The organism is Oceanicella actignis, assembly GCF_900111545.1.
Classification (GTDB): Bacteria; Pseudomonadota; Alphaproteobacteria; order Rhodobacterales; family Rhodobacteraceae; genus Oceanicella; species Oceanicella actignis.
This window is the reverse complement of the sequence record NZ_FOHL01000002.1, coordinates 22739-41271: the sequence shown is the minus strand read 5'-3', so window position 1 is coordinate 41271 and position 18533 is coordinate 22739. Positions and strand designations below refer to the sequence as shown.

General features: G+C 73.8%; 15 protein-coding genes and 1 pseudogene. 4 read left to right on the top strand and 12 right to left on the bottom strand.

The genetic code is table 11. The features are described from left to right. Window positions 1-89 precede the first annotated feature (89 nt). The 4 genes and pseudogenes from BMW67_RS02875 to argC all read right to left on the bottom strand — a co-directional run bounded on the left by BMW67_RS02875 (window position 90) and on the right by argC (window position 4634). Entirely contained in the window at window positions 90-2363 is a 2274-nt protein-coding gene (locus BMW67_RS02875) for a xanthine dehydrogenase family protein molybdopterin-binding subunit (RefSeq protein WP_072746026.1), read from the bottom strand. 188 nt (window positions 2364-2551) lie between these two features. Then, window positions 2552-3013: pseudogene (locus BMW67_RS02870) on the bottom strand ((2Fe-2S)-binding protein); the annotation flags it as partial. A gap of 40 nt (window positions 3014-3053) precedes the next feature. After that, complete coding sequence (gene ccmE, locus BMW67_RS02865) at window positions 3054-3509, bottom strand: cytochrome c maturation protein CcmE (RefSeq protein WP_072746028.1); 456 nt, start codon at window positions 3507-3509, stop codon at window positions 3054-3056. A gap of 93 nt (window positions 3510-3602) precedes the next feature. Further along, window positions 3603-4634 (bottom strand): N-acetyl-gamma-glutamyl-phosphate reductase, encoded by a 1032-nt coding sequence (argC, locus tag BMW67_RS02860; protein WP_072746029.1) that lies wholly within the window; start codon window positions 4632-4634, stop codon window positions 3603-3605. 138 nt (window positions 4635-4772) lie between these two features. Between argC and BMW67_RS02855 the strand changes: the two genes are divergently transcribed. Further along, entirely contained in the window at window positions 4773-4982 is a 210-nt protein-coding gene (locus BMW67_RS02855) for a DUF4169 family protein (RefSeq protein WP_072746030.1), read from the top strand. Continuing rightward, window positions 4979-5242, top strand: coding sequence for a ribbon-helix-helix domain-containing protein (locus BMW67_RS02850; protein ID WP_072746031.1), 264 nt, complete (start codon window positions 4979-4981; stop codon window positions 5240-5242). Before BMW67_RS02855 ends, BMW67_RS02850 begins: the two co-directional genes overlap by 4 nt. 281 nt (window positions 5243-5523) lie before the next feature. On the opposite strand, the gene BMW67_RS02845 is transcribed toward BMW67_RS02850, so the two are convergent. Then, window positions 5524-6414 carry a cytochrome c biogenesis CcdA family protein gene (locus tag BMW67_RS02845; protein ID WP_072746032.1) on the bottom strand — a complete coding sequence of 297 codons (891 nt, stop codon included), beginning with the start codon at window positions 6412-6414 and terminating at the stop codon, window positions 5524-5526. A 97-nt stretch (window positions 6415-6511) separates the two neighbouring features. Then, window positions 6512-8008, bottom strand: a complete 1497-nt coding sequence (locus BMW67_RS02840; protein WP_125458974.1) for a hypothetical protein — start codon at window positions 8006-8008, stop codon at window positions 6512-6514. Between the two features lie 137 nt (window positions 8009-8145). Between BMW67_RS02840 and BMW67_RS02835 the strand changes: the two genes are divergently transcribed. Further along, entirely contained in the window at window positions 8146-8403 is a 258-nt protein-coding gene (locus BMW67_RS02835) for a sulfurtransferase TusA family protein (protein ID WP_072746034.1), read from the top strand. A gap of 140 nt (window positions 8404-8543) precedes the next feature. Next, entirely contained in the window at window positions 8544-11375 is a 2832-nt protein-coding gene (locus BMW67_RS16135; protein WP_072746035.1) for a calcium-binding protein, read from the top strand. Between the two features lie 8 nt (window positions 11376-11383). Here the strand turns inward: BMW67_RS16135 and BMW67_RS02825 are convergent, their stop codons facing one another. The 6 genes from BMW67_RS02825 to BMW67_RS02800 all read right to left on the bottom strand — a co-directional run bounded on the left by BMW67_RS02825 (window position 11384) and on the right by BMW67_RS02800 (window position 18531). After that, a complete protein-coding gene (locus BMW67_RS02825) occupies window positions 11384-12346 on the bottom strand; it encodes a ChaN family lipoprotein (protein ID WP_091764130.1) in 963 nt (320 codons plus the stop codon). A gap of 412 nt (window positions 12347-12758) precedes the next feature. Further along, window positions 12759-13916, bottom strand: a complete 1158-nt coding sequence (locus BMW67_RS02820) for an ABC transporter substrate-binding protein (RefSeq protein WP_072746036.1) — start codon at window positions 13914-13916, stop codon at window positions 12759-12761. 25 nt (window positions 13917-13941) lie between these two features. Next, complete coding sequence (locus BMW67_RS02815) at window positions 13942-15807, bottom strand: AMP-dependent synthetase/ligase (protein ID WP_072746122.1); 1866 nt, start codon at window positions 15805-15807, stop codon at window positions 13942-13944. Window positions 15808-15821: 14 nt separating this feature from the next. After that, complete coding sequence (locus BMW67_RS02810) at window positions 15822-16649, bottom strand: ABC transporter ATP-binding protein (RefSeq protein WP_072746037.1); 828 nt, start codon at window positions 16647-16649, stop codon at window positions 15822-15824. Beyond that, window positions 16646-17434, bottom strand: coding sequence for an ABC transporter ATP-binding protein (locus BMW67_RS02805; protein ID WP_072746038.1), 789 nt, complete (start codon window positions 17432-17434; stop codon window positions 16646-16648). The genes BMW67_RS02810 and BMW67_RS02805 overlap by 4 nt, the downstream gene beginning before the upstream one ends. Next, a complete protein-coding gene (locus BMW67_RS02800; protein ID WP_072746039.1) occupies window positions 17431-18531 on the bottom strand; it encodes a branched-chain amino acid ABC transporter permease in 1101 nt (366 codons plus the stop codon). Before BMW67_RS02800 ends, BMW67_RS02805 begins: the two co-directional genes overlap by 4 nt. Window positions 18532-18533 lie beyond the last annotated feature (2 nt).

The window sequence follows — 18533 nt, the reverse complement described above, 5'->3', positions numbered from 1 at the left end:
ATCATAGGCCGCCCCGGCGCTTATGCAATTCACGCGCGCGCCGGCGCGGCCCCCCGGGCGCGGGCATGTCGCCGCAGCCGGGCGGCGGCTCAGACGAACTTCACCGCATCGCCGAAGGGCAGGCTGCGCAGGCGCCGGCCCGTCGCCGCGAAGATCGCGTTGCCCAGCGCCGGCGCGGCCGGAGGCACGCCCGGCTCGCCGCCCCCGCCCATGCGCGGCGCGTTCTGCAGAAGGCGCACCTCGATCTGCGGGCAGCGATCCAGCCGCAGCGCGTCGAAATCGGGAAAGTTGGCCTGCTCGGGCGCGCCATCGGCGAAGGTGATCTTCTGCATCATCGCCGCGCTCAGCCCGAAGACGATGCCCGAGGTCATCTGCGCCTCGTAGTTGCGCGGGTCCAGGACCAGCCCCGGATCGGCCGCGCACCACACGCGCTCGACCCGCACGCCCTCGGGGCGGGCCGAGACCTCGACCACCTGCGCGACCCAGGCGCCGAAGCTGAGCGTGAAGGCCACGCCCTTGCCCCGCCCCGGCGCGGCGTCGCCCCAGCCGGACATGCGCGCGACCTCTTCCAGCGCCTTGCGCGCGGGGGCGAAGTCGGGGCCCGACAGCATCCGCAGCCGCATCTCGATCGGGTCGAGCCCGGCGGCGTGGGCGATCTCGTCCATGAAGCACTGGTGGAAGAAGCCGTTGAACGAATACCCCACCGAGCGCCAGAACCCCACCGGCACGCCCAGATCCACGGGCACGCCCTCGAAGCGGGCGTGCAGGGGCGCGCCGGGCTGGTCGAAGGCGCCTTCCAGGATCGGTCGGTCGGGACCGACCGCCGGCAGCGAGGGAAACGTGCGCCCCAGCACCGACTTGACCACCGGCGGCGCGGCCACGCGCATCTCGAGCGCCAGCGGCCCCTCGCCGCGGCGCACATGCGCGCGCATCCGCGCCAGCGCCGCGGGGCGGTAGGCGTCATGGGTCATGTCCTCTTCGCGCGACCACACGACCTTGACCGGGCGCCCGTCCGCATGGGCGGCCAGAAGCGCGGCGTAAAGGGCGAAGTCCGCCTCGGCCCGGCGCCCGAACCCGCCGCCCAGATGGGTGACGGTGACCTCGACGTCCTCGGCCGACAGCCCCACCGCCGGCCCGCACACCTCCTGCACCAGCGTCGGCGCCTGGGTCGGCGCCCAGATGCGCAGACGGTCGCCCGCCAGCTGGGCGACGGCGTTCATCGGCTCCATGCAGGCATGCGCCAAGAAGGGAACGCGGTATTCGGCGCGCAGGACCTCTTGCGGCGGGGCGGCGGCGAAGGCGGCCGGGGCGTCGCCCGCGCCGCCCATCTCGAACCCCTCGCCCTCGAGCCCGCGCGCCAGCGCCGCGAACTGGGCCTCCTCGTCGGCGGGATGGGGCGTGTCCTCCCACTCGGCCTCGATGGCGGCGGCGGCGCGAAAGGCGGTCCAGGTGTCGCGGGCGATGACGCCGAAGCCATGCCCCATGGGCGTGTCCAGCGGCACGACCGCGCGCACGCCCGCCATCGCCCGCGCCGCCGACAGGTCGGCCGAGCGCGCCCGCGCGCCGGGGCGCGGCGCCATGCGCACGGTCGCGAACAGCATGTCGGGCAGCGTCACGTCGATGCCGAAGATGGGCGCGCCGGTGACCTTGGCGCGCATGTCCACCCGGCGCGCGGGACGGCCCAGCACGCGCCACTCGCCGGCCGGCTTGAGTGGCGGATCGGCCGGCGGCGTCAGCCGCGCGGCGGCCTCGGCCAGCGCGCCGTATTCCAGCGCGCGCCCGCTCGAAGGGTCGATCACCCGCCCGCGCTCGGCGCGCAGGGCATGGGCCGGCGCGCCCCAGCGCTCGGCCGCGGCCGCGATCAGCATGATCCGCGCCGCCGCCCCCGCCTTGCGCATGCGCTCGAAGGCGTCCACGGTCGAGGACGAGCCGCCCGTCACCTGCAATCCCAGGGTGCGCCCCGCGGCGGCGGCGGCGGCGCGCGCCGCCTCGGCCATCCACGAGCGGTCCCACTGCGCGAAGGGTTGCGAGTCGGCCAGCATCGCCTCGTTGAAATAGGCGCCGGCGGGCGGGCCATGCTCGACCCGCAGCTGGTCGAGGCCGACCTCGAGCTCCTCGGCGACCAGCGCCGCCAGGGTGGTGCTGACGCCCTGCCCCATCTCGGCGCGCGGCGCGATGACCGTGATCGACCCGTCGGCGCCGATCAGGACATAGGGGTTGAAGGCGACGTCCCCCGGCCCCAGCCGGTCCTCGAGCGGGTTCGGCCATGGCCGCGTCAGCCGCCACCAGCCCAGCGCCAGCCCGCCGGCGGCGACGGCGCCCAGCCCCAGAAAGGCGCGGCGCGTGATCTTGCCCAAAGCCATGCTCAACGCTCCTCGGCGGGCGCCCCGGGCGCGGACGGAACCGCGTCGGGGGCAACTTGCGCGTCGGGGGCCGCAGGCGCGCCGGGGGCCGCAGGCGCGTCGGGGGCCGCAGGCGCGTCGGGGGCGACCGGCGTTTCGGAGGCCGCCTGATCCGCGCCAGGCGCCGCCGCCCCCTCGCCCGCGGCAGAGGCGCGCGCCAGCATCGCCGCCGCGCGGCGGATCGCGGCGCGGATGCGCGGGTAGGTTCCGCAGCGGCACAGATTGCTCATCGCCTCGTCGATCGCCGCATCCGAGGGCGCGGGATCGTCGCGCAACAGCGCCGCCGCGGCCATGATCTGCCCCGACTGGCAATAGCCGCACTGGGGAACCTGCTCGTCGATCCAGGCCTGCTGCACCGCCGTCAGATCCTGCGCGCCGAGCGCGGCGGGAAGCCCCTCGATGGTGGTCACCGGCGCGTCCACATCCTCGAGCGCGGTCACGCAGCTGCGCGCCGGCGCCCCGCCGATCCAGACCGTGCAGGCCCCGCACGCCCCGACGCCGCAGCCGTATTTCGGCCCCAGAACGCCCAGATGGTCGCGCAGCGCCCACAAGAGCGGCATCTGCGGATCGACCTCGAGCGTCCGCGCGACGCCGTTGACCACGATCTTCATGCGGCTTGCCTCCCTGCCCTGCGGCGGCCGCGCCCGCGGCTCAGGAGCCGCCGCCCTCTTCGGCCCCGCGATACACGCCCTGCTTCTTCAGCGCGTCGGCCACCTCGCGCGGCATGTAGGTCTCGTCATGCTTGGCCAGCACCTCGTCGGCCACGAACACGCCGTTCACCAGCCGCCCCTCGGCCACCACGCCCTGCCCCTCGGAGAACAGGTCGGGCAGGACGCCCTTGAAGCGCACCGGCAGCGAGGCCGCGCCGTCGGTGACCACGAACGACACCGTCTCGCCCTGCCCGCGCTCGACCGAGCCGACCTCGACCAGGCCGCCCACGCGCAGACGCTGATCGGGGCCCGGCGCGCGGGCGATCATCTCGGCCGGGCTGAAGAAGAACACGATGCTGTCGCGCATGCCCACGCCGACCAGCGTCGCCGCCGCCGCCAGCGCCGCCATGCCCGCCGCGATCAACGCGATGCGGCGCTTTTTCCGGGTCATCGCCATCGGATCCGCTCCTTGCCTGACGCGCGGCCCCGCGCGCGCGGGCCCCGCCGACAGGATGTGCGCCGGCGCGGCCGCGTTTCAAGTGCGCTCTTCTTACGGGAAAAGCGGCGCTGCCTCGAGTCCCGTCGTCTCGGGCAGGCCCAGCATCAGGTTCGCCGCCTGCACCGCCTGCCCCGAGGCGCCCTTGACCAGGTTGTCGAGCACCGAGACGATGATCGCCCGCCCCTCGATCCGGTCCGCCGTCACGCCGATGCGGCACAGGTTCGAGCCGCGCACATGGCGCGTCTGCGGCGCCTCGGCGCCCAGCGGCAGCACATGCACGAAGGGCTCGGGGCGGTGGCGCTCGTCGAGGACGCGGTGAATCTCGCGCGCGTCGCCCTTGACGTAGATCGTGGCCAGGATGCCGCGGTTCATGGGCAGAAGATGCGGCGTGAAGGTCACGCGCACCGGCGCGCCGGCGGCGCGAGACAGCTCCTGATCGAACTCGGCCGTGTGGCGGTGACGGGCGATGTTGTAGGCGTCCACGCCCTCGGTCACCTCCGAGAACAGCTTGCGCTCGGACGCGCCGCGCCCCGCGCCGGTGATGCCCGTCTTGGCGTCGATCACGATGTCCTCGCGCGCGATGACGCCGGCCTCGAGCAGCGGAACCAGCGGCAGGAGCCCCGTCGCCACGAAGCAGCCCGTTCCCGCCGCCAGCCGGCAGGCGCGCAGCTGCTCGCGGTAGAATTCGGGCAGGCCGTAGACGGCCTCCTTCTGCAGCTCGGGGGCGAGGTGGGGGTGTCCATACCAGCGCGCATAGTCCTCGGGGTCGCGCAGGCGGAAATCGGCCGACAGGTCCACGATCTTCACATGACGCGGCAGCGCGGCGATGACCTCCTGCGTCGTGCCGTGGGGCAGCGCGACGAAGACCAGCTCGATGCCCGAGAAGTCGATGTCCTCGACCCGCTGCAGCGGCGGCAGGTCCAGATGGCCCAGATGAGGAAACACCTCGCCCATCGACATGCCGGCCTTGCGGTCGGCGCTCAGCGCGGCGATGCGCATGCCCGGATGGGTGACGAGCAGGCGCACGAGCTCGGCGCCCGTGTATCCGCTGGCGCCCAGAATCGCGACCTCGGCCTTCTTCATGATCCGCTCCGTTGGCTGTTGCGCCCGCGGTGTTAGCGCGTCCGCGCGCCGCCGGCAATCGCGGCGCGCCGATGCTGCGCCGCGCGCGCGCCTGTCCTATCCTGCGTGCCAGCATCGCAAGCCACGGAGCGCCGCCCCATGAGCCGAATCATCAATCTGCGCCAGGCCCGCAAGCGCCGCGCGCGCGACGAGCGCCGCCGCGCCGCCGACGCCAACGCCGCCGCCCATGGCCGCCCCGCCGCCGAAAAGCGGCTGAGCGAGGCGCGCGCGCGGCTCGAAGAGGCCCGCCTCGAGGCGCACCGCCTCGACCGCGGGGCCGGCGACGGCGAGGACCCTGGCCAGGCATGAGCGCGCCCGCCCCCTACGCGCCCGCGCGCAAGCGCTCGGTGACGCTGCGCGGGCACCGGACCTCGGTCTCGCTCGAGCCGGTGTTCTGGGAGGCCCTGCGCCGCATGGCGCGCGCGCGGGCGCTGTCGGTCAACGCGCTGGCCGCGCGCATCGACGCCGAGCGCCCGCCCGAAGTGGGCCTTGCCAGCGCGCTGCGCCAGGCGGTGGCGGCCGAGCTTCTGGCCCGCGCCGAAGCCGCCGCGCCCGCCCCCGAGGACTGACCGCGCCCGGGGGCGCGCGGCGCCGGGCGCGGGGCCGGTCGATCGCAGCCTGGCTTTCGCTCGCGCGCCGCCCGGCCTGGTCCGCCCGGCCTGGTCCGCCCGGCCTGGTCCGCCCGGCCTGGTCCGCCCGGCGCTTGGCGCGCCGCGCGCGCCATCGCGCCGCCTCGCCATCGCGCCGCCTCGCCATCGCGCCGCAAGGCGCAGCGCATCCCGCGCTCGCGCGCCCGCGCAACCCCGCCGCGTCGCCACGTCGTGCCGCGGGCGCGCGGCGCCGCGCCGGCTCAGCCGATCGTGGCGAGCGCAGGAAAGGCGTCGAGCAGCCAGAAGGACAGCGCCGAGAAGCCCCCCGACGCCATCAGCGCGCCCACCGCCACCAGAAGCGCGCCCATCGCCGCCTCGACCCGGTGCAGGTGGCGGCGAAAGCGCGCCATGAAGCGCATGAAGGGCCGCACGAACAGCGCCGCCGCCAGGAACGGCGTGCCCAGCCCCAGCGCATAGACCAGCAGCAGCGTCACCCCCGCCAGCAGCGTCTCTTCCTGCGCGGCGAGGAACAGGATCGAGCCCAGGATCGGCCCGATGCACGGCGTCCAGCCGAAGGCGAAGGCCAGGCCTATGACATAGGCGCCCAGATACGACCCGGCCGCGCCGCCGGCCTCGAGCCGCGCTTCGCGCATCAGGAAGGGAAAGCGCTCCCACCCCGTCAGCCGCAGCGCCGCCGCCGTCGCCGCCAGGGCCAGGATCCAGACCCGATTGTCGGCCCAGAACTCGGCCGGATCCGCGCCGCGCCCCAGCGCGAGCGCAGCGGCCGCCGCCACGACCGCCGCCGCCGCCGCCGGCGCCCGCCGCAAGCCGATGAAATGCGCGCCCATGGCGAAGATCACCAGCCCCGACAGCAGCGAGAAGGTCTCCTTGTGCGTGGCCAGCGCGCGCCCGATCAGCGAAGCCGTCGCCCCCAGCGCCACGAACACCGTCGCCAGCCCCGCGACGAAGAACACCGCCGAGATCCGCACCCGCCGCGCCGCCCGCTCGTCCACGCCCCCGGCGCCCGTCAGCCGGTCGAGCGTCGTGCCGGCCATGAACGCCAGATAGGGCGGCGCCAGGGGCATCACGCAGGGCGACAGGAAGCTGAGCAGCCCGCCGATGAAGGCGGTCAGGATTCCGATCTGCGCCATGCTTCGCTCCGTTCTTGCCGCGCGGCCTCGGCGGGCCGCGCAGGCATTGCTACCGCGCCGGCGCGCGCGCGTCGACGCGCGCCGGCGCCGCGGCGCTTCACTTGTTCGTGTCGCGGCCCTTGAGCGCGGGCGCCGGCGCGGCGCCCTGCGCGGCCGGCTCGGCAAGGCCGGACGAAGGGCCGGGCCCCGGCGCGGCGCCGCCGGCCGGCCGCGCCTCGCCTGCACGGCCCCCGCCCGGCCCGACCGCCCCCGGCGCGCGCGCTTCCGGCCGATCCGCGCTCGGCTGATCCCCGTCCGGCCGGGCTGCGGCCGGCTGCGTCTCGTCCGGCTGCGCCGCGCCCGTCTGGTCCCCGCTCGGGTGATCCTCGTCCGGCTGGTCCCCGCCGGGTTGCCCCCCGTCCGACTGGCCCCCGTCGGGCTGGCCCCCGTCCGGCTGGCCCCCGTCCGGCTGGCCCCCGCCGGGTTGGCCCCCGTCCGACTGGCCCCCGTCGGGTTCGCCCCCGCCGGGTTGGCCCGCGCTCGGCGCGTCGTCGCCTGGCCGCTCCCCGGTCGATTGCCCGCCGCCGGGCCGCGCCCCGTTCGCCTCGCGCTCGTTCCGCCCGCCCCCGGTCGCCCGATCCCCGCTCGGCCGGTCGTCGCCCGAAGCGTCGCCGCTCGCGCCCGGTCGGTCGCCGGCGGGCGCGTCCGCCTGCGGCCCGGCGACGCCGCGCCCGGCGGCCTCGGCCTCACGGTCCCCCGCCGGCTCGGCGGCGCCCGCGCCGCCATCCCGTCCGCCCGAGGCCGCGCCTCGCGCCGCCTCGACGGCGCCTGCGCGGGCGCGGAGAAAGGCGATGAGATCCTCGACCTCGGCGCCCGAAAGCCAGGGCTGCGGAAAGTCCGGCGCCCGCTCGGCCAGCGCCGGCGAGATGTCGTGATAGGCCGGCATGGCCGAACCGGGACGGCGCACCGACTGGTTGACGATCGCCAGCCGCAGCTCGGCGTCGGACAGCCGCGCCGCCGCCTCGGCCAGATCCGGGCCGGGAGCGGGCTGGGGCGGGGGCGGGCCCGGCCGCGCGTCCTGCGGCTCGGCCGCCGCGACATCGCTCTCTTGCGGCGGCTCGTCCGCGCCCGGCGCGGGCCGCGGCGCGGGAAGGGGCGCCGCCCGGGGGTCGGGATCGGCGGGCGGCGCGGGATCGGCGGGCGCGACCGTGTCGTCGGCCGCGTCAGGGTCGTCGGCGGGCGCGGCCGGGTCGTCGGCGGGCGCGGCCGGGTCGTCGGCGGGCGCGGCGGGCGCGATCGCGGGCTCCGCCGCATCCGCACGCCCGCGCTCGCGCAAAAGCAGGATCAGCGGCGCCGCGGCGCGCGCCCCGGGCCCGGGAGCCCCGCCGGCCGTATGGCAATAGGCGCAGCCGCCCCGCGCGGGGTCGGCGAAGATCTGCGCCCCGCGCCGCGCATCCCCGGGCGCCTCGGCCAGCGGGGCCTCGATTCGCGCCCCGTCCGCGACGACGAAGGCGCGCGGCTCGGCCGGCGCCTGCGCGCGCGCGCCCCATCCGCCCCAGGCCACCGCCAGCGCCCCCGCGCCGACAAGCAATGCACGATTCGTCCAGCCGCTCATCCGCCAGCCCCCTTTTCGCCGGCCGGGACCATATCGCCCCCCGCGCCCGAAGCGAAGGCCCGCGCCTTGCCCGCGCGCCCATCCGCGCGCTACCGATCGAACATTGCGCCCCGCCCGGCAGAGAATCGGAGATCCGCATGAACAAGCCCGCCCCCGCGCCCGAAGCCGACGCCGAACTGGACGCGCGCGGCCTTCTGTGCCCCCTGCCCGTGCTCAAGGCGCGCAAGCGGCTTGGCGCGCTGGCGCCCGGCCAGGTGCTGCGGCTCTTGTCCGACGACCCGGCCGCGGTGGTGGACGTGCCCCATTTCTGCGCCGAGCAGGGGCACGAACTGCTGGACGTCGCGCCGCTGCCCGAAGGCGGGCGCGCCTGGCGCATCCGCAAGCGCGTTAAGTAAATAAACAAGTCCTGCGCGTTAACTTTACGCGCTTTTACCACTTCACGACGCGTAAACGCTGATAGTTCTTGGCGGTTACTTGCCCGTTTACTTGCCGCGACGATCCTGACCCCGGGTGAAACGGGTGAGGGGAGCGCGTCATGCAGGGCGCGTCGGACCCTTCGGCGCCGCTGATCGGCGGCGCCGGGGCGCAGAGCATTCGCGGCGGCGACGGCGACGATCTGATCTACGGCGATTTCGCCCCCGATCAGACGCCCGCGCGGCTGGCCGAGCTTGCCGCCTTGCGCGAGGCGCCCGACGGCGTGCTCGAGGGCGCCTTCCGCGCCCAGGGCGTCGTGCGCGACGGGCTGGCCTTCGTCTACGGCATGGGCGCCGATCCCGGCGCGGGCGGGCTCGGGGTGTGGATGGTCGACGCCGCCGACCGCCTGACCCAGGTCTTCGCGCAAAGCGCGCGCTATTTCGACGGTCAGCTTCTGACGGGCGCGCGCGGCATCCTGACCTTCGAGCATCAGGGCCAGGACATGCTGCTGACCGGCGGCTTCGGGGTCAGCCTGTCGCGCATCGCCGCCGATGGCCGCCCCGAGCTGGTGGCCACGCGGCACATGGACGAAACCCTCGACCTCTACAACCCCGGCGCCTTCGCCGCCTTCGAGATCGGGGGCGCGCTGCACGTCCTTGTCGGCGGGTGGGAGCGCCCGGGCCTGACGCTGCTGCGGCTCGAGGGCGACGCGCTGGTCAAGGCCGCCCGCTACGAGGACGACGCCGCGCGCCGTCTCGACGGCGTGGCCGCCATGGCCTCGGCGCGCCTTGCGGGGCGGGACTACGCCATCACCCTCTCGCGCCGGGACGAGGGGCTGAGCGTGTGGCGCGTGGACGCCGAGGGGCTGACGCTGACCGACATGCGCTCGCGCGACGACGCCGAGACCGACTTCGCCCTGTCCTGGGCGTCGGGGCTTGCGGTGGCCGCGCGCGACGATGCGGCGGGGGTCTATGCCGCGGGCGAGGACGGCTTGCTGGCCGCCTGGCGGCTGGACGCCGAGGGGCGGCTGACGCGCATCCAGTCCCTGCCGGCGGCGACGGACCTGGCTCATGCGCGGCTCGAGGGGCGCGACTGGATCTTCGCCGCGCGCGCCGACGGGACGGTGACGGTCTACGAGGCGCTCGCGGATCTGCGCTTGGTCGAGCGCGACCGCCTGGCGCTGGGCGACGGCGCGGCCCTGTCGGGGCTGGGCGCGCTGGTCTACAACGACCGCGTGCTGCTGACCGCGGGGCGGGCCGACGGCCCCGGCTACGACATGATCGCCTTCCGCCCCGAGGCGGGCGACGTGATCGACGGCGGCGGCGGGAACGACCGCATCTGGGGCGGCCCCGGCCCCGATCAGCTCAAGGGCGGGGCGGGCGACGACCAGCTGTGGGGCGAGGATCACGACGACCGCCTCTGGGGCGGCGACGGCGCCGACCAGCTCGACGGCGGCGCGGGGAACGACGCGCTTTTCGGCGGCGCGGGCGCCGACCGGCTTATCGGCGCCGAGGGCGACGACTCGCTGGCCGGCGAGGACGGCGCCGACGTTCTGCAGGGCGGCGCGGGCGACGACGTTCTGGACGGCGGCGCGGGGGGCGACGTTCTCGAGGGCGGCGACGGGGACGACCGGCTGACGGGCGGCGAGGGCGACGACTCGCTGGCCGGCGACGCGGGCGATGACGAACTGGACGGCGGCGCGGGAAACGACGAGCTGGACGGCGGCGACGGCGCCGATCTGCTGCTCGGCGGCGACGGGAACGATGCGCTCGACGGCGGGGCCGGCGCGGATCGCCTGGAAGGCGGCGGGGGCGACGACGTCCTGTCCGGCGGCGACGGCGCCGACACGCTGCTTGGCGGCGCGGGGAACGACCGCCTTGACGGCGGCGCGGGGAACGATGCGCTCGACGGCGGCGACGGCGCCGATGCGTTGTTCGGCGGAGCGGGCGCCGACGCGCTGACGGGCGGCGCGGGCGATGACGCGCTGGACGGGGGCGCGGGAAACGACGTTCTCGACGGCGGCGACGGGGACGATGCGCTGATCGGCGGCGACGGCGACGACGCGCTGACCGGCGGGGCCGGCGCGGACCGTCTCGAGGGCGGCGCGGGCGCCGACGCGTTGGCCGGCGGCGCAGGCGACGACGCGCTGGACGGGGGCGGCGGGAACGACGTTCTCGCCGGCGGGGCCGGCGCCGATGCGCTGACCGGCGGCGGCGGCGCGGACGAGATCCGCGGCGGCGACGGCGACGACGCGCTGCGCGGCGGCGGCGGCGCCGACAAGCTGTGGGGAGACGCCGGGGACGACGCCATCTTCGGCGGCGCCGGCGCGGACAAGGCCTGGGGCGGCGGCGGCCGCGACCAGATCGACGGCGGCGGCGGAAGCGATCAGCTGTGGGGCGGCGGCGGCGCGGATGCGCTGCGCGGCAAGAACGGCGCCGACGCGCTGTGGGGCGGCGCCGGCGCCGACCAGCTGTTGGGCGGGAACGGCGACGACCGCATCGCCGGCGGCGGCGGCGCCGACAAGGCCTGGGGCGGCGGCGGCCGCGACCGGATCGAGGGCGGCGGCGGAAACGACAAGCTTTGGGGCGGCGGCGGCGCCGACCAGATTTCCGGCGGCGCCGGCGCGGATCAGCTTTGGGGCGGCGCGGGAAACGACCGGCTCGAGGGCGGCGGCGGGCGCGACCGCATCGCCGGCGGGGCCGGCGCCGACCTGCTGCTGGGCGGCGCGGGGGCGGACGTCTTCGTCTTCGCCCGCGGCGACGGACGCGACTCGATCGCCGATTTGACGCCCGGAGAGGATGTCCTCTCCCTCGAGGGGCTGGCCCCGGATTTCGGCGCGCTCGACATCCGCCAGCAGGGCGAGGACGCGATCATCGAGGCGGGAAACGTGGTCATCGTCCTGCTGGATCTCGACCACCGGCTTCTGCACGCCGATGATTTCCTGTTCTCCTGATCCCGCCCTCACCCGCGCATCGGGCCGCGCGCGCGCAGCTGCGCGCAGGGATCGGCGCGCGGCGCCGGCGCGCTCAGGATCATGGCGTCGAACAGCGCCCCGACCCCGGCCGGCGGACCGAAGCCGGGCGCGGCCTCGAACTGGCCGATGACGAAGACCCGCAGCCCCGGCGCGGCCAGCGCCAGCGCCCGCGGCACGCCTCGGTCGCGCCGGGCATGCCCGTCGCCCGTCACCAGCATGGCCGCGCGCCCGCCGGCCGCCTGGCGCGCGCGAAGCAGCGCCCGCGCGAAGGCCGCGTCGCGCAGACGCTGGGCCTCGAGCATGGCGGGGATCATCCGCTCGGGCGCAAGGCCGCAATGGCTGGCGCGCAGCTCGTCGCGCAGCGGCGCCGCCAGCTCCTCGGGCAGCGGCGCGTCCAGGCCGAAACGGGCCGCATCCGGGCCGAAGGCGGCCGCCGCCCCCTGGCGCGCGGCCATGCGCAGCCTCTCGCGCGGGACGCCGGCGCCGATCGCCGCCGCATCGGGAACGGCTCCGAGGATGGGCAGGTAGCGCGCCCATTCGGGCGCCTCCTGCCCGGCCCGAGGCGCCCCGGCCGCGCGCAGCGCCTCGGCGCGCGGCTCGTCTCCCTCGGGCAGCATTTCGAGCGCCACGGCGCCCACGTTCAAAAGGCGCGCCAGCCGCGCCGCGTTGCGCTGATGCGCGGGGTTGTCGTGGATCTCGCCGACGACGATCAAGGGCGCGCCGCGGGCAAGATCGGCCAGCGCCGCAAGGCCGGGCAGGCGACGCCTTGCGCGCAGATCCTCGATGAGCAGCGCGTCGTCGGCGGCCCCGGCGGCGGCCGACGCGCCGAGGGACGGACGCGGCGCGCGCGCGCAGGCGCACATGGCCAGCGCCCCGGCCAGAACGGCGCGCCGCCCGGGCCGATGCGCCGCGCGCGCCGCCGACGCCGGGGTCTGCTCGATCGGTTTCATGCGCGCGATGGTGGCGCGGGCGCGGCGCCTTGTCCAGAACGCGGTCCGCCCTTTGGGCCGCGGCGCCGGCGCGAGTCGCGAGCGGCGGCAAGGTTGCGGCTGCGCGGCGCGCACGGGCAAGGCTGCGGGGGCGAGGCTGCGGCGGCGGGGTTGCGGCGGCGGGGCGCTCCGACCCGCGGCGGGGTGGGCTGCGCCGGATCCTCGGCGAACGAAGCTCGCGGCGTGGCGCACGGGCGCGTCGCCTCGGGCGGCGGCGGCGCGCGGGCGCGGCGCGTCGGACGAAGGGCGGCGCGCCTCGCGGGGGTCGCGCGCCAGCCCCCGAATGCGAAGGGCCCCCGAATGCGAAAGGCCCCCGAATGCGAAGGGCCCGGCCTTGCGGCCGGGCCCCGATCCGGGCGTCGCGGTCAGGCGGTCACTTGACCTCGCCGACCACCACCCATTTGCCGCCCTCGACCTTCGAGATGTAGACGGTCGTGTTGCCGACGTGCTTGTCGGGTCCGTAGCTGTAATTGGCGCCGAGGATGTGGTCGTAGCCCTCGAGCGACTCCATCGCGGCCTTGAAGCTTTCCACGGTCAGATCGCGCCCGGCCTTCTCGAGCGCCTTGACGAAGATCTCGGCCGACGAGCGGCCCAGCATCGCGCCCGTGCCCGGGAAGCTTTCGCCCGTCGCCTCGGTGTAGGACTTGACCCATGCGGCGACGACGGGATCGTCCATGCGGCCCTCGAGATCGGTCCAGCCGGCGCCGGCGTAGAAGCCCTCGGTCACGCCGCCGGGCACCTTGGCGACCACGGTGTGGAAGGCCGCGGACGAGCCCACGAACTTGACGTCGTTCCAGCCGATCTTCTTGGCCGTGGCCACGGCGGTGATGACCTGCTTGAGCCCCAGCGCCACGGCGACGGTGTCGCAGCCGGCGGCCTGCAGCTTGCCCAGCGCGCCGACGAAATCGACCTCGTCGGGCTTGTGCGTGGAGTCGGCCGCATAGGTCAGACCGCGCGCGGCGGCCTCGTCCTTGGCGCCCTGATGGATCTCTTCGCCGAAGTCCGAGGGGATGAACATGGTGCACACCGACTTGGCGCCCTCATGCTCGGCCATGTAGCCGATGGCCGCGCGCGTGCCGTCGTAATAGGACGAGGTGCCCACGAACTTCAGATCGGCCGGCTCCTGCAGCATCTGCCGCGCCGAGGACAGCGGCGAGATGTTCGGAATGCCCTTGCGGTCCAGGATCTTGAACGCGGCCAGGTTGTGCGGCGTGCCCAGCGACAGCAGCATGGCGAAGACCTTGTCGCGGTTGACCAGCTTGTTGACCGCCTGCACCGCCTTGGGCACCTGGTAGCCGTGATCCTCGACCACGAAGCGGATCTTGCGGCCATGCACGCCGCCCTTGGCGTTGACCTCGTCGAAATAGAGCTGCGCGGCCTTGGTGGCGGGCGCGCCGAAGGCGGCGAAGGGGCCGCTCAGATCGGTGTGCGAGCCGATCACGATCTCGTCGTCGGTCACGCCCTGCGTCTCGGCCAGGACCGGCCCGGCGATCAGCGCGGCGGCCGCGGCTGCGGCGAAAATTCGTTTCATGCTTGTTCTCCCGTTGGACCTGCGCTCATTGCGCGCCATACATGTCGTCGATCAGCGCCTTGTGCTTCTTCTCCACGAAGCCGCGCTTGAGCTTCATGGTGGGTGTCAGCTCTTCGTCCTCGGCCGTCAGAAGGACGTCGATGAGACGGAAGTCCTTGATCTGCTCGACCCGGGCGAAGGCCTTGTTGACCTCGGCGATCTCGGCCGCGATCAGCTCGCGCACCTCGGGAGCGGCGCACAGCGAGGCGAAGTCGCTGAAGGGCACGCGCCGGTCCTGGGCGTATTTCTCGACGTTCTCCTGATCGATCATCACGAGGCACGTCAGATACTTGCGCCGGTCGCCGATCACCACCGCATCCGCGATGTAGGGGCTGAACTTGAGCCGGCTTTCGATCTCGGCGGGGGTGATGTTCTTGCCGCCCGCGGTGATGATGATGTCCTTCATCCGGCCCGTGATGGTCAGCGCGCCGTCATTGCCCAGCCGGCCCACGTCGCCGGTGTGCAGCCAGCCCTCGGCGTCGATGGTCTCGGCGGTCTTGTCGGGCTTGTTCCAGTAGCCCTTGAAGACGTTCGGGCCGCGCACCAGGATCTCGCCCTCGGGCGAGATGCGGATCTCGGTGCCCGGCAGCGGCTTGCCCACCGTGCCGATCACGTTGTCCTCGAGCGTGTTGGCCGTGGCCACGCCCGAGGTCTCGGTCATGCCGTAGCCCTCGAGCAGCGGCACCCCCAGCGCGCCGAACCAGCGGATCAGCTCGGGCGAGATCGGCGCCGCGCCCGTCGTGCCCCGCCGCGCCCGGTCGAGCCCGATCAGCGCGCGCACGTTGCGCAGCGCCGCCCAGTCCCAGAAGGCCCGGCGCAGGCGCAGCATGGGCGGCAGCGGCTTGCCCTCTTCCTGCAGCCGCACAGCCTCGAGCCCGGTCTCGATCGCGCGGTCGAAGCACCAGCGCCCGAAGGCCGTCGCCTCGGAGCGCATGATGCGGATGCGCGAGTAGATCTTCTCCCACAGCCGCGGCACGGCGGTGAACGAGTGGGGCGAGACCTCGCGCAGGTTGTCGAACACCGTCTCGGGGCTTTCGGCGAAGTTGACCACCACGCCCGCGGCCAGCGGGAACTCGACCGAGACCAGCCGCTCGAGCACATGGCACAGCGGCAGGAAGCACAAGAGCTCGTCCGTCTCGCGGAAGTCGAGGATCTCGAGCCCGGCGTGCAGCTGGTAGATCATGTTGCGATGGGTGATCATCGCGCCCTTGGGCGGCCCGGTGGTGCCCGAGGTGTAGATGAGCATCATCGTGTCTTCGGGGCGGGCCTTTTCCAGCTCTTCCTCGAAGCGGCGCGGCTGGTCCTGCAGCGCCTCGGCGCCCAGGCCCAGAAGCTCGTCATGGAACATGACCATGGGGTCCGAGAAGCCGCGCAGGCCCTCGCGCTCGAAGACGATGACCTTGACCAGGGTGGGCATGCGGTCGCGCACCTCGAGCCACTTGTCGAGCTGCTCCTCGTTCTCGAGGAACAGGAAGCGCGAGCCGCTGTCGTTGACCAGATAGGCCAGCTGCTCGGCGCTGTCGGTGGTGTAGACGCCGTTGGTCACGCCGCCCATGCACACGACGCCCATGTCGACGTAGAGCCACTCCTTGCGGTCCTCGGACAGGATCGAGACCACGTCGCCGCGCTCCATGCCCAGCCGCGCCAGCGCCAGGCCGATCAGGCGCGCGTTGTCGTAGTAGTCGTTCCACGAGAATTCGCGCCAGATTCCCAGCTCCTTCTCGCGGTGGGCGACGGCGTCGCCCTTGACGCGGCAGCGATGGGCGAACAGCCGCGCGATGGTGTCGCAGCCGTCCACCAGGATCGGCGCGTCGGGAGCGATGGCCGCGTCCGTGCGGGTTGCCTGGGTCATGTCGTTCATCCCTCTCACCGCCACGACTTCTTGCGCTTCCAGCGCTTCTGGCCGCGCGGCGCGGCGCCGGCGTGCCCGCCCAGGTAGAATTCCTGGATGTCCTCCGAGGCCAGCAGGCGCTCGGACGGGCCGGCCATGACCACGCGCCCCAGCTCCAGCACATAGCCGTAATGGGCCGCGCGCAGCGCGACGTTGGCGTTCTGCTCGACCAGCAGCATGGTCACGCCCTGCTCGCGGTTCAGCCGCCGGATGATGGCGAAGATCTCCTTGACCAGCAGCGGCGACAGGCCCAGCGAGGGCTCGTCCAGCAGCATCACCCGCGGGCGCGCCATCAGGCCGCGGCCGATGGCCAGCATCTGCTGCTGTCCGCCCGACAGCGTGCCCGCCGGCTGGCCGCGCCGCTCGCGCAGGATGGGGAAATAGCCGTAGACCATCTCCATGTCCGCGCGGATCGCCTCGGCCCCGTCGCGGCGCGTGTAGGCGCCCATGAACAGGTTCTCCTCGACGGTGAGGAAGGGGAACACCTCGCGCCCCTCGGGCACATGGGCCACGCCCGCGCGCACGATCTGGTCGGGCTCGAGCCCCGAGATCACGCGCCCCTCGAGCAGCACCTCGCCCTTCTCGGGGTCCATCACGCCCGAGATCGTGCGCATGAGCGTCGTCTTGCCCGCGCCGTTCGCCCCCAGGATGGTGACGATGCGGCCCTTGGGCACCTCGATCGAGACTCCGCGGATGGCCATGATCGGGCCGTAGAAGCACTCGACGTTGCGCAGCTCGAGCACCGGCGCCTGATCGGCGGCGGCGGCCTGCGGGCGGGCCGGAGTCGCGACCGGGGCGCTCATGCCGCCTCTCCTTCGTTCTCGTCGTCCGGGGCGCCCAGATAGGCCTCGATCACGCGCGGATCGGACTGCACCTCCTGCGGGGTTCCCAGCGCCAGCGGCCGGCCGTCGGCCAGCGCCAGAACGCGGTCGGACACCTGGTTGACCAGGCTCATGTCATGCTCGACCATCAGGATCGTCAGCCCCATGTCCTTGTTCATGTCCTGGATCCAGAAGACCAGATCCTGCGTCTCCTCGACCGAAAGGCCCGAGGCGGGCTCGTCCAGCAGCAGCAGCTTGGGCTGGGAGGCCAGGCCCCGCGCCACCTCGACGATCTTGCGCACGCCGTAGGGCAGGCCCGCGATCATCTTGTCGCGGTAGGGCTGCAGGTCGAGAAAGTCGATCACCTCCTCGACGCGGCGGCGGTGGCGCAGCTCTTCGCGGCGCACGCGCGGCAGGAAGAACATGTCCTCGAGCCAGTGGGTGCGCCGGCGCGAATGGCGCCCGACCAGAAGGTTCTGCAGCACGGTCGAGTGCTCGAACAGCTCGATGTTCTGGAAGGTGCGCGCGATGCCCAGCGGCGCGATCTGGTCGGGCCGCATGCGCGTGATGTCTTGCCCGTCGAAGACGATGCTGCCGCCGGTCGGCTGGTAGAAGCGCGAGATGAGGTTGAAGATGGTCGACTTGCCCGCCCCGTTCGGGCCGACGATGGTGAAGACCTCGCCCTCCTCGACGTCGAAGCTGACGCCGTCCACGGCCTTGACGCCGCCAAACGAGATGGACAGGTCGCGGACCGAAAGAAGGCTCATTTCATCCGCTCCGTCTTGAGGAAGCTCTTGTGCCGCTTGAACATGTCCTTGCGGTAGAGCGGGAACAGCTCGAAGAAGGTGCGGATCTTGAGCCAGCGTCCGTAAAGGCCGGTCGGCTCGATCAGGATGAAGGCGATCAGCACCAGGGCGAAGACGCCCGTGTCGAGGCCGGGGATCGAGGCGTTGCCCGCGCCCATCAGCTCGGCGACCTGCTCGCGCAGGCGCACGATGGCCTGCGGCAGGAACACCACCACGATCGCGCCCAGATACGCCCCGTGGATCGAGCCGAGCCCGCCGATGGTGACCATCAGCAGCATCTGCACCGAGATCAGCACCAGGAAGGCTTCGTAGTTGAACGCTCCGAGGAAATGCGCCAGCAGCGCCCCCGCAAGCCCGGTGAAGAAGCACGACAGCCCGAAGGCCAGCGTCTTGTAGCGCGCCACGTTCACGCCCATGGCGCGGGCCGAGACCTCGGAATCGCGGATGGCGACGAAGGCGCGCCCGGTGGGCGAGCGCAGGATGTTGAGGTAGATGAGATTCACCGCGATCAGCGCCGCCAGGCACAGCCAGTAGAAGGGCCGCCCGCCATCGGCGTAGCGGTCGATGTCGGTCCCCAGCAGCGTGATCGAGGGCGCATAGACGCCGCCGATGCCGCCGGTGAAGTCCTCGAGCAGGATGATCACGTCCTCGGTGATGATCCCCACCGCCAGGGTGGCGATGGCCAGGTAGATGCCGCTCATCTTCAGGGCCGGCACCGCGATCAGCGCGCCGACCACGCCGGCGAAGAGCCCCGCCAGCGGGAACGAGATCGGGAACGGCACGCCGCGCTCGGCCAGCCACACCTCCATGTAGGCGCCGCAGGCCAGGAAGGCGGCATGCCCCAGGCTCGGCTGGCCCGTGTGCCCGGCCAGCAGCATCAGCCCCAGCCCCGCCAGCGCCCAGATGAGCATGAGCGTCAGCTCGCCCAGCATGTATTCGTCCAGAAGGTAGGGCGCCGCCGCCGCCAGCAGCGCCAGAAGCCCGTACCAGCCCGCCTTGGCGCGGTCCTCGAAGATGCGGATGTCCTGCTCGTAGGAGGTCTTGAAATGGAACTTCATGC